We start from the raw sequence: 13,369 nt of genomic DNA, 5'->3' as shown, positions 1-13,369 counted from the left end.
ATTGAGCGCCTCTTCTAATGATTATTTCGTAACAACTTCATCTTTTTTTATATTTACATTGTTTTCTCTCATAAACGCTTCAATCTCTTCAACTTCTCTAATAATATCTTTTGACAAGTTTTCATGTCCGTCTTTCGTTACAAGAATGTCATCTTCAATACGAATTCCAATTGCTTCTTCTTCAATATAAAGACCAGGTTCAATTGTTATAACCATGCCTTCTTCTAACACTCTATCTTTATATGTTCCTACATCATGCGTATCTAAACCAAGGAAATGGCTAACACCATGATAATAGTATTTTGATAACTCTTCGTCTTCTTGAATTAAACCAATTTCTTTACACTCTTCTGCTAGTACCTTTTTTGTATGCTCATTTAATGCAGCAAACTTTACTCCTGGCTTAATGAGTTTCGTTGTTTCTTTCAATGCTTTTAATACAATATTATACATTTGTTTTTGGCGACTAGAGAATGTTCCATTTGCCGGGAATGTATAACTAATATCAGCGTTATAGTAGTCTTTTTGAGCGCCTAAATCTAGCAGTACTAAATCACCATTTTGAATTTGTGCATCATTGTCTTCATAATGAAGAACTGTAGCATTTTTCCCACTTGCCAAAATTGTATTGAATGCATGATGCTTAATACCAGATGACTTCAATGTGAAATCAAACTGAGCTTCTAATTCATACTCCATCATGTCTGCTTTTGCATGCTTAAGTACGTTGTAAATACCCTCTTTCGTTACAGCAATTGCTTCTTTTATGATTTCAATTTCTTCTTCTGTTTTAAACACTCGTAATTCACAAATATTCGGATATACATTACCAACTAAAACGTGTGGATACTGTTCTCTTACATGTTTAGCAAAAGCAAGCGTTTTTGTCTCCGTACCATTCCACTCACGACGCTCTAAATCTAAATATAGATGCTTCACATTTTCTGTAAAAAGTATATTTGACATTGTCTTTTCAAAGCTATCTAAATATACAACTTTCTTTATACCTGAAATTTTCTCTGCTTCTTTGTTAGAAACTGTTTTACCGACCCATTTTTCCATGACTGGATCCGATTTTTCAATGAACAGTGTTTCTTCAACACTATTTCCAAACTTCTTCAACATGAAAATAACATTTGGTTCCTCGATTCCTGTTACATAGTAAAAATTTCGATTCGGCACAAATTTATAATGTGCATCCGCCGACATATGAGGTGCTTGTCCAGCAAATAAAATAGTAATAGATTCATCTGGTAATGTGTTTACTAATCGTTCTCTATTTTGAGCAAAAAATGTTGATTTCATAATAATCCCCCTAGCGTTCTATGTATACTTGTAAATCTAATTACCCAATACAATTCATTTTATTATTGTTATAATTTTTCGTCAATTGATAGTACTCATATAAAAAGGAAAATTTTCATTACTAGAGCCCATTCCAATCTAAATGATGCATACCACTCCACAATTTCTTGACATTTATTCCATATACTTAAAATCTCATATATAGGAAAGGAGCTACAACTTTGAAATATTATGTAGCAACAGGGATAGCAATTACTTCTTTATTCATCATTACAGGATGTTCTAGCAACGCCGAAACAGCACCAGTGAAGAAAGACACGGTGCAATCTCAACGAAAACATACAGAAACAGTAAATACGAGTCCGCAAAACTTCTATAAGGAAACTACATCTGGAAAAATCGAGCACATTCATGGAATTGGCTATGCAGGAAATATGCCCGGAGTTTCTATTGCCACTCACAGTGGTATAAAAGTTTATCAAAATGGAAAATGGTTTGAAACTAAGACTGAGCTACATGATTATATGGGGTTTCAGGCAACAAAGAACGGATTCTTTGCCAGCGGCCATCCTGAACCAGGTGCAAATTTAAAAAATCCTTTAGGATTAATGAAAAGTTCTGATGGCGGTAATACCCTCGAGAAGCTAGCGTTTTATGGAGAATCTGATTTTCACAACTTTGCTGTTGGATATAATACGGAAGCAATTTATTTATACAATGAGCGTCCAAATTCTAAATTACAACAAGGTTTTTATTTCAGTACGAACAACGGACAAGATTGGAAAAATAGTAAGTTAAAAGGTCTTTCAAGTACAATTCATTCCTTTTCCGTACATCCTGATCAATCTAGTGTAGTCGCGGTAAGTGCTAAAGATGGTGTTTACTTATCTACAGATTACGGAAATACATTTGAACTATTCTCTACATCACTTGAATCGACAGCAGTTACATTAAGTAATGAAGATGTTTTTTACGCCCCTATCAATAAGCAAATGATAACGAAGAAATCAATTGCTACAAATGAAGAAACAAACATACAAACTCCATCTTTAGATTCTAAAGATGCAATTATGTACATATCACAAAATCCTCAAAATTCATCTGAAATAGTATTTGCTACAATGAAAGCAAATGTGTTCCTTTCTACAGATGAGGGGAAAACTTGGAAGCAGATTACGAAAGAAGGAGCATTTCAATTTAATTAGAAAGGTGAATATAACGTGTTTTCAACAATTAGCGAGTGGAGTTATCAACTCATGTCTCCTTTAATGGATGTCGCGAATGCTACGAAATCAATTCCTCTTTTATTTGCATTTTTATTAGGCATTGTAGGTACCCTTGCTCCTTGCCAATTAACAGGAAACATTAGCGCTATTACACTTTATGGGAATCAATCTTTACAAAAGGGACATGCATGGAAACATATATTGTTATTCATTTTAGGAAAAATAATAGCTTTTACGACACTTGGACTATTAGTATGGTTTTTAGGAAAAGAGATTCAGCAAATATTAACTTTGTATTTCCCATGGTTACGAAAAATAATTGGACCTTTATTAATTTTAATGGGGCTAATGTTGGCAGGTATTATAAAAGGAAGAAGTTTCTTCTCGATCAAATTTATACGAAAACAAAATGAGGTTGGCTCATTTTTACTTGGATTCTTCTTTTCCTTAGCTTTCTGTCCGACTATGTTCGTTCTATTTTTCGGAACGTTAATCCCTTTATCTTTCTCATATAATTATGGTTACTTGTTTCCGACATTCTTTTCGATAGGAACTGCTCTCCCTATCGTTATATTAATGTTCATCATCTCCTACCTTGGATTAAATGGAGCACTACTTAAAAAGAGCCGAAAAATAGGAAAACACATTCAACTTATAGCAGGGGTACTACTCATTTTAGTTGGAATTTATGATATATCCTTATATTGGGTATAAATAAAAAAGGTAAGTTCAAGTGATTTGAACTTACCTTTTTTACAAATTATATTTCACTCTTCTGCATGCCCTTTTGTTTCATCTCCCACTTCTTATACAATAGTACTGCACCAAATAAAAATACCCCTGCAATGAATGAACCTACTGGTAACATTTTTATCATTTCATCAGGAAATACGAGCGGAAGTAAGGGAAATGCATACGCTGCTGGAATACGTACTCCAACTATTTTTAATAAAATAAGCATTAATATCATATTGAATAAAGTAACTACAATCCATGAATCAATTGCAAAATACAATAAAGTTCCAACAGTTGCTGATGTAGTTAATACTACTATTTGTTTAAATGCCATTTTTTCATTGTACATCGGTTTTTGAAGTGATTCATACACAACGACTAGAATTGGCGGAATAACCGCTAATTGTTCATAACCAGTTATCCAACATAAACTGATCCAAACGAAATTTAGTATTAGAAATACAGTCATATATTTATACTGTATATTCACTTTTAGCTCAATACCGTTATTCAATTTAAAAATAAGAACACCAATCATTAAAATAAATGTCAAAACGAAGACTGAGATAACAAATGACCATTCCGTCGCATTTGTTACTAATGGTAATAAACCTGTCGCAATAGATGGTGCTAAATTGGACTGAATAACACGTAAAAACAGCATCATCAATACAAGCGTTAAGCTTACTTTCCCTAAATAGGCTATATCCATTTGATTCACCATAAAACCAATTACAGCTGTTATTGACGGTGCAATAAAGATTTTTTCTGGTTGTCTTAGCCATCCCGGCTCACGATACGCCCATAAAGCGATTGCCATCGCCGCTATTTCCGGCAAAATGACTTCTGGATCATTTAATAACACACCTGCTGTTACCATAGCTAAAATAAATAAAATAGCAATCGTATATGAGATGATTGTTTCTTTCTTTGAAATTACTGCATTCATTATTACATACTCCTTTTTGCTTATTACTTTCATAATGAAAAACAACACCTTTATATACCCTGCTAAGGTATTGTATATTAACATCTTTTCTATTTCAAGTATTAGTATTTATTTACATTCTCTATCATTCCATACACATACAAAACAAGGAATATTTACAGGCATTGACACTTATTAAAAGATACGTTACAATAACTATATATTAGTAAGTAACTAATATAATTAAATCTAACTAGAGGTGAAACAAATGAAAAACATTTTATTCCGTATTAACGAATTATCAAAAAAAGAAAAAGCATCTGGATTAACAGTTGATGAAAAACAAGAACAACAAATGCTACGTCAAAACTATACAAAAACATTTCGTGGCAGCTTAGATTCCATTTTATTAAACACAAAAATTGTTGATCAACATGGTCTTAACGTTACACCAGCCGCATTACAAGATGCTCAAATACGTTTAAAATTAAGCAAATGAAATCAAAGCTAAAAAAACAATCGTATAAAACATAAAAAGAGCCGGAATTCCTATTTAGAAATTCCAGCTCTTTTTATTGTCTTTTCCAATTTAACATATGAGCGATACATCGCAATTCTCCACGACACAATCATCGCAAATGCAAGTAAGAAAAACATTCCGCTTAACTCTGCTAAATCAATTGATTGACTTAAATACGATTTTAACGCTACTCGTACAGCCAATAAGCCCACTAAAATAAATATGAATGCTTTTGACGGTTTCATATATATATGTTCGTTTCTTATTTCAAACTTAGTTGTTTTAATAAGAAATATAGAGAAAATAAGTCCTATACTAATCGCCTCTACTATTTCTAACGATGTTAATCGAAACTCCGGTAAGAAGTACATCATTGCGCCAGTACTCATAAAAATTGGCGGTAATATAATTTTCTTTTTCGTTACCGGTTTTTTCGCTGCTTTAAAGCGAAGAAACATGACACCAACAGCCATACAAACCGCTACAATACTTGATAAAAGTGCTATCATACTATCCACTCCTATCTATATAATAAACCTATAATTAAGTAAATAAATGCTGCATTATATAATTTCTTCATTTTATTCCTCCTGCTGTAAACTTTCCATATTCGCTGCAATCATTTTACACAAAGTTTATGAACGGAATATGAACAAAATATTACATTCAACTTTTGAAAATAAAAAAGCCATTCCACAATTAATATTTACGGAATGACTTTTCAACTTATTTTAAATCTTCTATCGAGAAAGCACCTGGAAGTAATTGCTCAACAGTCACTTCTTTTTCATCACCTTTTACATTCGTTAGTAAAACTGGCATTTTCGGTTCACAGAATTCAGCAATTACTTGTCTACAAGCACCACATGGTGATATCGGTCCGTCCGTTTCGCCTGTAATAACTAAGTAACTAAAGTCGCGCTCCCCTTCTGATACTGCTTTAAAGATCGCTGTTCTTTCTGCACAGTTACATAAACCGTAAGAAGCATTTTCTATATTACAACCAGTATAGATTTTACCTTCTTTCGTAACTAATGCTGCGCCAACAGGAAATTTCGAATACGGAATATATGCTTTTGCTAACATCTTATTTGCTTCTTCGATATATTTTTTCTTATCCATATTATTTCCCCCTTAAAGTATGTGTAATTATGATTAGTCAGTAATAACTGTATGAACTAATTTAGGAGCCACTGCTGTTTCAGCAATAGAAATATTTTCATAAATTTTTGCTTTTACATCTTCTACATTTTCACGATTTGCATAGATCGTTACGAATGGCTCGCCTTCTTTTACTGCATCGCCAACTTTTTTACGTAACATTAATCCTACTGCTAAATCGATTTCATCTTCTTTTGTCGCACGGCCAGCACCAAGTAGCATAGCTGCGATACCAATTTCATCTGCAACAATGTTAGAAATAACACCTGAAGTTTTTGCAGGTACATCAATTACATACTTCGCCTGTGGCATTTTTTCTGGATTGTCTACAATTGAACTATCTCCGCCTTGATTGCTTAAGAACTCTTTAAACTTCTCAGTTGCTTTTCCGTTTTTCATAACTTCAATTAGCATTTCACGAGCTTCTTCTAACGTATTTGCTTTTTTCGCAAGTACGACCATTTGACTTCCTAATACAAGTACTAATTCCGTTAAATCTTCTGGACCTTCACCTTTTAACGTATCAATCGCTTCTTTCACTTCTAGAGCGTTACCAATTGCAAATCCAAGCGGTTGTGACATATCTGAAATAACAGCCATCGTTTGACGTCCTACATTATTTCCGATACGCACCATTGCATGTGCTAATTCTTTTGCATCTTCTTCTGTTTTCATAAATGCGCCAGCACCTGTTTTTACATCAAGTACGATTGCGTCAGCACCAGCTGCAATTTTTTTACTCATAATTGAACTCGCGATTAAAGGAATTGAGTTTACTGTTCCTGTTACATCACGTAATGCATAAATCTTTTTATCTGCAGGTGTTAAGTTTCCAGTTTGTCCAATAACAGCTACTTTGTCACGGTTTACAATATCAATGAACTGCTCTTTCGTAATTTCAACGTGGAATCCTTCTACCGCTTCTAATTTATCAATTGTTCCGCCTGTATGTCCTAAACCACGACCAGACATTTTTGCTACTGGTACATCTAAAGCAGCTACTAATGGTCCTAATACTAATGTTGTCGTATCACCAACACCGCCAGTTGAATGTTTGTCTACTTTAATTCCTTCAATTGCTGATAAATCGATCGTTTCTCCAGACTCAACCATCGCCATCGTTAAATCTGCACGTTCGCGATCTGTCATATCTTTAAAGAAGATTGCCATTGCAAGTGCACTCACTTGATAATCAGGAATACTTCCGTCTGTATATCCATTAATAAAGAATTTGATTTCTTCAGTCGTTAATTCTTTGCCGTCACGTTTTTTCGCAATAATATCTACCATTCTCATTACAATCACCATTCCTTTTTATATGATATGAATCTGTTAAAATAATAAGCCTACGATTGTTGCTGATAAGAAACTTACTAATGTTGCACCGAAAAGTAATTTCAAACCAAATCTTGCGACTACATTCCCTTGCTTTTCATTTAAGCTCTTAACTGCCCCTGCAATAATTCCAATTGAAGAGAAGTTTGCAAATGAAACTAAGAATACAGATATAATCGCTGTCGTTCTATCTGAGAAATTAAAGTTTCCTTGTGCTAAATCTGTCATAGCGACAAATTCATTTGATACTAATTTTGTTGCCATAATATTTCCGGCATTAACTGCTTCATGCCAAGGTACACCCATAATAAATGCAAATGGTGCAAATACATAACCAAGAATTTCTTGGAATGAAATACCGATTACACCTTTAAATACTGCATTAATGAATGCGATTAAAGCAACGAAACCGACTAACATAGCTGCTACTGTAATTGCAACTTTAAATCCATCTATAATGTATTCCCCTAATACTTCAAAGAAAGTCTTTTTCTCTTCTTCTTGTACTTCTAACATATCTTCTTCTTCAGTAACTTCATAAGGGTTAATGATAGAAGCGATAATAAAACCACCGAATAAGTTAAGCACTAAAGCGGTTACAACATATTGTGGTTTTAATAACACCATATATGATCCAACGATAGACATTGAAACGGTAGACATTGCAGATGCACATAATGTATACATTCTTTTCTCTGGCAATAATCCTAGTTGTTTCTTAACTGAAATAAACACTTCAGATTGTCCTAAAATCGCAGAAGCAACAGCGTTATATGATTCTAGTTTCCCCATTCCATTTACTTTACTTAATGCTAGACCGATAGATTTCACAATAATAGGTAATACTTTAATGTGTTGCAAAATACCTATTAAAGCTGAAATAAATACGATTGGCATTAATACACTTAAAAAGAACGAAAACTCTTTTTGATTTACTAATCCACCAAATACGAAATTCACACCGTCAGCGGCATATTTTAATAGCTCTCCAAAACCATCTGCTATTCCGCTAATTAATATATTCCCTACACTTGTATTTAATAATAAAAACCCCAAAATGAATTGTAATATAACCATCGTTATGATTGGGCGATATTTGACTTTCTTTCTATCATTACTAGCAAGCCAAGCGATACCTAAAATCAATACGAGGCCAAAAATACCGATTAAATATTTCATAAGCCGTCTCCTCCCATTCGTATCCGCTTACATTTTTTTCAATTATTAAAGCAATAGATACACTTTACTTTGTGTATCTATTGCTTTTGACTTCATTAATGATTAGTAGTTATCTGTAGCACCTTTTGCATCATTTAATACGATTGCAACACTAGCACTTGCTCCAACGCGAGAAGCTCCAGCAGCTACCATTTTGTCTGCATCTTCACGTGTACGAACGCCACCAGATGCTTTTACACCAACGTTTGGTCCAACTGTTTTGCGCATTAATGCGATGTCTTCAGCAGTTGCTCCGCCAGTTGAGAATCCAGTTGAAGTTTTTACGAAGTCAGCACCAGCTTTTACTGATAATTCACAAGCGCGTACTTTCTCTTCATCTGTTAATAGGCAAGTTTCAATGATTACTTTTACAAGAGCTTTTCCTTTTGCTGCTTGTACTACTTCATAAATATCTTTTTCAACGAACTCGTTATCGCCGTCTTTTAAAGCACCTACGTTGATTACCATATCAACTTCAGTTGCACCTTTTGCGATAGCATCTTTTGTTTCAAATGCTTTTGTTTCAGTAGTGCTTGCTCCTAATGGGAAACCGATTACAGTACAAACATCTACATCATGTCCAGCTAATTCTTCAGCAGCTAGCTTCACCCATGTAGGATTAATACAAACAGAAGCGAATTTATATTCCTTTGCTTCTTCGATTACTTTCATAACATCTTCTTTAGTAGTATTAGCTTTTAAAATTGTATGGTCAATTAACTTTGCAATATTCATTATCTTCACTCCTCATATCTTTTAACAACTTCATTCTAACTCTTAGTTGAACAAATGTAAATACACTTTTGAAATTTTGTTCATTCTTTTCAAAAAAGAATTTTCTTGTAGTAAATAAAGCGCATTCTAACTAAGAAACAATTCATATTTAAAATCAAAACTTTTATATTAACAATGGTAGTATGTATCTCAATATCCATAATTATTTTTAAAAAGGCAATTTGTATTCAAAAAACACTCCCATAATTCATACATAACAAAATAAAAGGCTTTCTCAAAATTAACATCTTGAGAAAGCCTTTTATTTCTAACCTTTTTGATAATGTAACAATTCTTTTGCTGTATGCTGATCGATAATTAATACATTTGCATACCCGCCACGTAACGCACCATCAATTGCTTTTATTTTTCTATTACCACCAGCAACTAAAATAGAACGTTTCTTTAATTTCAGTTCTTCTAACTCAATTCCAATTGTACGCTGATTAATCTCTTCGCTACTAATCTTTCCGTCTCCATCAAAGAAACGTGAACAAATGTCACCGACCGATTGTTTTTTGAGCAAATTCGTTTCATCCTTATCGAAATAACCTAATCGGAATAATAGTGCTTCGTCTCTCACTGTTCCTACAGTGAAAATTGCAACATTCGCTTGTTTCCCCATTTCGATAATGTGATGAATATGTCGATCCTGCTCTACTAATTCTTTTGTCACTGCATTATCAAATATAACTGGAAGGGGTAGATTTCTTGGTGTCGTTTGAAAAGCATCTGCAAATAAAGCAATCGTTTCATTCGCATATGTATTTACACTCGAATGACTAATACCACCTTTTAACTGAACAACTTCTACACCTTTTACATGTTGTGGTACAATTTTTCTAGCGATTTCATACATCGTCATTCCCCAGCTTACACCAACGATATCACCAGTTTTAACCGTCTTTTCCATATACTCAGCTGCATATTTACTAATATACTCTGTAATCGTTGCATATTCTGGCACTGGAGAAAATACGACATGTGCCTCTAACAAGTTGTACTTTTCTTTCAGTAAATTTCCAACGTTATCTAAATCAGCAAATGGATCGGCTATGCTAATTTGAACAAATCCTTTTTCTTTCGCGTACTTTAATAATCTAGAAATAGTCGGCCTTGAAATATTTAATTTACTAGCAATTTCCTGCTGACTATAATCTGACTGATAATATAATCTTGCAACTTCAACGCTTAATTGTTGTTTATCTTTATCCATAGTAACTCATTACATATCCTTTCCTGTATTTCCTTTTCGTTACAAGTATTATACAGCTTTATGCAAGAAATTTCGACTACCGAATTTTATCTAACTGAACTTCTACTACACTTCGTATTTAAAATGAAACTTTATTGTATATATTTACAACCTCAACATAGATACACTTGAAACATATAAATCGATTTATATGTAATTCATTCTTTTTTGCTTTTTCTGTAGTAACGATAACAAAGCCTTTCAATAAGAAACATGAAACATCGTCTAAAAAGTTACCTTTACTAATAACTATTCAAATACCCCTCATAAACAGAAAATACTGTTTATGAGGGGTATTTATTCAATTTAAGTCTATAAAAATTGGATAAAAACAATGCAAGTTTTCACTTATTTAGAATAAGTGACAAGATGATGTTTTATTTGTTCAATAAAATGATGATGGTGTATATTATCGTTAGATACTCGACTTGCCATAATAGCTCCCTCCATTGAAGATGCAAGAAAAGAAGCAAGTGATATAATGTCTATATCTTCTTTAAGTTCTTGTTCCTCTATTCCTTCTTTTATGAGAGAAGCCATTAACATTACTGTATCGTCATAACCTTCTGCTGCTGCTTTTTGTAATTCTGGAAATACTCCAGTACTTTCAATTGCACTATTAAGTAATGGACAACCTCCAGCAATAGGAGGATTATTAGCTGCATCTTGATATACAAGGAAAATTGCAAGGATTTTATCGATTGCTGTCTTTTTATTTTCCATTGCTTTATGAAAATGACTCCACATAATCTCACCACTTTTGTCGTAGGCAGCAAGGACAATTTCTTCTTTATTTTTGAATCTACGATAAATAGATCCTTTAGGTAGTTCAGTAGCTGTCATTATATCCTGGATGGATGTGCGAGTTATCCCATTAGTATTAAATAAATATAAAGATGTTTCAATAATTTTTTCTTTTACCTTATCAACTTTAGTCATGCTTTGTAATCCTCCTAATAAAAACGATCTTAATATTCCAGGTAATGTTTACCTCTATTTTCTTAATTTTTTTGTAAGTATAAATAAATTTGGAACAGAAATATCTTATGGAAACCTCAAACAATACAGTTTGAAAAGAGGTTAATCAAATTGTATTACCCATATAATCAGAGTGAATTTTCTGCCAAAAACAACATGACCAATTGTTTAATTCAGTCATTTTATTCAACTAATTTTACCTAAAATCGTAGAAGATGTAAAAATATATATTTTAGTGTATAGACATATGATTATTATATATAATCTCTATTAATATGTTTAGCTAAAGTGTTTGAACTACCCCCACTTTCACTTCATATATTAGGATATCTACCGCATTCCTTGCGGTTAAAAGCCTTATCACTTCATTCTTTAAAAAGGAAATCGTTAATAATTAATGAGTACTGAAATTTAATTGTAAATAAGAAACTCACATATAAGTATTTTGTATTTTTGTCATTTTGATTTTGTTAATCCTTTGTAAAAAGGATTAACAAAACTAGAAACTTATAGTATTATTAGTTTCCGGACCGAACCGTCCGGTTTTGAATCTTATATAAATATATTTAGAAGGAGAACTTAATGCAGAAAGAAAATTCAAAGATTGTAGGTAATTTAATTAGGAGGATAATAAAATGAACTTTATAAAAATGAATAAAAAAGAACTTATTATGTTAGTAATCTTTACACTGTTTGTACCATTTCAAATTGGCTTGTACATATTATTTGGCATATCACTTTTAGCTAATGTCAATTTAGTTGAATCAGAATTTGTTCTTAGTGCCATCGGTTTTACTGTACCTGCTATTATAGGAATAATTTTCTTTAGGAAAGAAATCATTCAAAGTTTTACTTATTTTAAAGAGAAGACAATTTTGAAAATAGTAAGTATTCCTATGGTGGTTTTATTTACGGTAATTGTGGAACAGTCTATTATGCGTTTTCTAGCAACTGGTCAGCCAGAGAACCAAGAACAGCTTCTTGAAACGGGTGCAGAGGTACCTATTATATTTACATTGCTTATATTTGGTATTCTGGGACCAATACTTGAAGAAATTGTGTTTCGTCACATATTAATAAATCGTTTTTCTTATCATATTGGTACTGCTATTGCATCTATCATTTCGATCATTATTTTTACACTTCTTCATACAAACCAGCTTTCGGATATTGCTATTTATTTACCTGGCTCGGTGATACTTACTGTGGCTTATCTTATTTCTAAAAGATCCATTGCATATGTAATAGCGATACATATATTAAACAATTGCCTTGGTTTCATTCTATAAGAAATTAGACTTAGTTCTTTTGCAAAGTAAAAAAATAGAAACAGATATTGATAAATGAGGAGTACAATTTAGACAGTGACTAATGATTTATGAAATTCCTTGTACGTCGAAATACCGCAGTTTGGATGTAAACTGCGGTTTCTTTTATATAGGGGGGCCCACTGCATCACAATTAAACTAAAAAAGGAAATACCAAGACTAATATATGTTCTCCTTATATCCCATTACAGTAAACATTTTTGGAAAATATCCAGAATTTTATTAGCGAGTTAGTAGTTGAAGAAAAATTTGTTCCTCAGCCCTTAAGTTATAATACATAAAAATTAAATTGCTTAGTTAAGAGAAAAGATGAAGTATCAATTTTGCTTAAAGTATCTAAACTACCTTGATTTTTTCTTATACAGCAAACTATATCAAGTGATTAAGGAACTCATTTTTGAGGCTCAAGTTAGATATGTATATAAAATTAGTATGAAGGTGTGAAATCAATTATAAAATAGTAGCTTTAGAATAAATGAAAAGAGAAATAAATAACCACCATTATTTATTTCTCTTTTCATTTACATATTTATTTTTGGAAAAACAATCTAACTCCAAATACTAATAATACCGCGCCTGTAATACCCTCTATTGTACGGTTCACTC

13 protein-coding genes and 1 pseudogene are annotated in these 13,369 nt (G+C 32.5%); 4 read left to right on the top strand and 10 right to left on the bottom strand.

The window, feature by feature from the left end:
* Positions 1-21: 21 nt before the first annotated feature.
* Positions 22-1,305, bottom strand: coding sequence for an aminopeptidase P family protein (locus tag GFJ36_RS08695; RefSeq protein WP_098133639.1), 1,284 nt, complete (start codon positions 1,303-1,305; stop codon positions 22-24).
* A 221-nt stretch (positions 1,306-1,526) separates the two neighbouring features.
* Between GFJ36_RS08695 and GFJ36_RS08690 the strand changes: the two genes are divergently transcribed.
* Both GFJ36_RS08690 and GFJ36_RS08685 read left to right on the top strand, forming a co-directional pair.
* Positions 1,527-2,510, top strand: a complete 984-nt coding sequence (locus tag GFJ36_RS08690; RefSeq protein ID WP_098230244.1) for a F510_1955 family glycosylhydrolase — start codon at positions 1,527-1,529, stop codon at positions 2,508-2,510.
* A gap of 15 nt (positions 2,511-2,525) precedes the next feature.
* Complete coding sequence (locus GFJ36_RS08685; protein ID WP_222124026.1) at positions 2,526-3,245, top strand: urease accessory protein UreH domain-containing protein; 720 nt, start codon at positions 2,526-2,528, stop codon at positions 3,243-3,245.
* A gap of 46 nt (positions 3,246-3,291) precedes the next feature.
* On the opposite strand, the gene GFJ36_RS08680 is transcribed toward GFJ36_RS08685, so the two are convergent.
* A complete protein-coding gene (locus GFJ36_RS08680) occupies positions 3,292-4,215 on the bottom strand; it encodes a hypothetical protein (protein ID WP_142314800.1) in 924 nt (307 codons plus the stop codon).
* Positions 4,216-4,462: 247 nt separating this feature from the next.
* On the opposite strand from GFJ36_RS08680, the gene GFJ36_RS08675 reads away from it, so the two are divergent.
* Positions 4,463-4,693: a DUF896 domain-containing protein gene (locus GFJ36_RS08675; protein WP_000789775.1), complete on the top strand. Its 231-nt coding sequence runs from the start codon at positions 4,463-4,465 to the stop codon at positions 4,691-4,693.
* A 50-nt stretch (positions 4,694-4,743) separates the two neighbouring features.
* On the opposite strand, the gene GFJ36_RS08670 is transcribed toward GFJ36_RS08675, so the two are convergent.
* The 7 genes from GFJ36_RS08670 to GFJ36_RS08640 all read right to left on the bottom strand — a co-directional run bounded on the left by GFJ36_RS08670 (position 4,744) and on the right by GFJ36_RS08640 (position 11,396).
* Complete coding sequence (locus tag GFJ36_RS08670) at positions 4,744-5,223, bottom strand: CcdC family protein (RefSeq protein ID WP_088063026.1); 480 nt, start codon at positions 5,221-5,223, stop codon at positions 4,744-4,746.
* A 217-nt stretch (positions 5,224-5,440) separates the two neighbouring features.
* The gene (locus tag GFJ36_RS08665; RefSeq protein WP_000358522.1) at positions 5,441-5,836 is read right to left on the bottom strand and encodes a cytidine deaminase; all 396 of its coding nucleotides are present in this window, start codon (positions 5,834-5,836) and stop codon (positions 5,441-5,443) included.
* A gap of 33 nt (positions 5,837-5,869) precedes the next feature.
* Positions 5,870-7,171 carry a pyrimidine-nucleoside phosphorylase gene (locus tag GFJ36_RS08660; RefSeq protein WP_001983022.1) on the bottom strand — a complete coding sequence of 434 codons (1,302 nt, stop codon included), beginning with the start codon at positions 7,169-7,171 and terminating at the stop codon, positions 5,870-5,872.
* A 36-nt stretch (positions 7,172-7,207) separates the two neighbouring features.
* Positions 7,208-8,389 carry a NupC/NupG family nucleoside CNT transporter gene (locus GFJ36_RS08655; RefSeq protein ID WP_000876170.1) on the bottom strand — a complete coding sequence of 394 codons (1,182 nt, stop codon included), beginning with the start codon at positions 8,387-8,389 and terminating at the stop codon, positions 7,208-7,210.
* A gap of 102 nt (positions 8,390-8,491) precedes the next feature.
* Positions 8,492-9,163: a deoxyribose-phosphate aldolase gene (gene deoC, locus GFJ36_RS08650; RefSeq protein ID WP_001017444.1), complete on the bottom strand. Its 672-nt coding sequence runs from the start codon at positions 9,161-9,163 to the stop codon at positions 8,492-8,494.
* Between the two features lie 307 nt (positions 9,164-9,470).
* The gene (locus GFJ36_RS08645; RefSeq protein ID WP_098230242.1) at positions 9,471-10,418 is read right to left on the bottom strand and encodes a sugar-binding transcriptional regulator; all 948 of its coding nucleotides are present in this window, start codon (positions 10,416-10,418) and stop codon (positions 9,471-9,473) included.
* Between the two features lie 387 nt (positions 10,419-10,805).
* Positions 10,806-11,396 (bottom strand): TetR/AcrR family transcriptional regulator, encoded by a 591-nt coding sequence (locus GFJ36_RS08640; protein WP_098230241.1) that lies wholly within the window; start codon positions 11,394-11,396, stop codon positions 10,806-10,808.
* A gap of 674 nt (positions 11,397-12,070) precedes the next feature.
* Between GFJ36_RS08640 and GFJ36_RS08635 the strand changes: the two genes are divergently transcribed.
* Complete coding sequence (locus tag GFJ36_RS08635; protein WP_157349530.1) at positions 12,071-12,724, top strand: CPBP family intramembrane glutamic endopeptidase; 654 nt, start codon at positions 12,071-12,073, stop codon at positions 12,722-12,724.
* A gap of 568 nt (positions 12,725-13,292) precedes the next feature.
* Here the strand turns inward: GFJ36_RS08635 and GFJ36_RS29460 are convergent.
* A pseudogene (locus GFJ36_RS29460) lies at positions 13,293-13,369 on the bottom strand (LysE family translocator); the annotation flags it as partial.

It is taken from the genome of Bacillus sp. EE-W1 (assembly GCF_009760835.1).
Lineage (GTDB): Bacteria > Bacillota > Bacilli > Bacillales > Bacillaceae_G > Bacillus_A > Bacillus_A wiedmannii.
The sequence above is the reverse complement of the archived record's forward strand: the minus strand, read 5'-3'. Positions and strand labels throughout refer to the sequence as shown.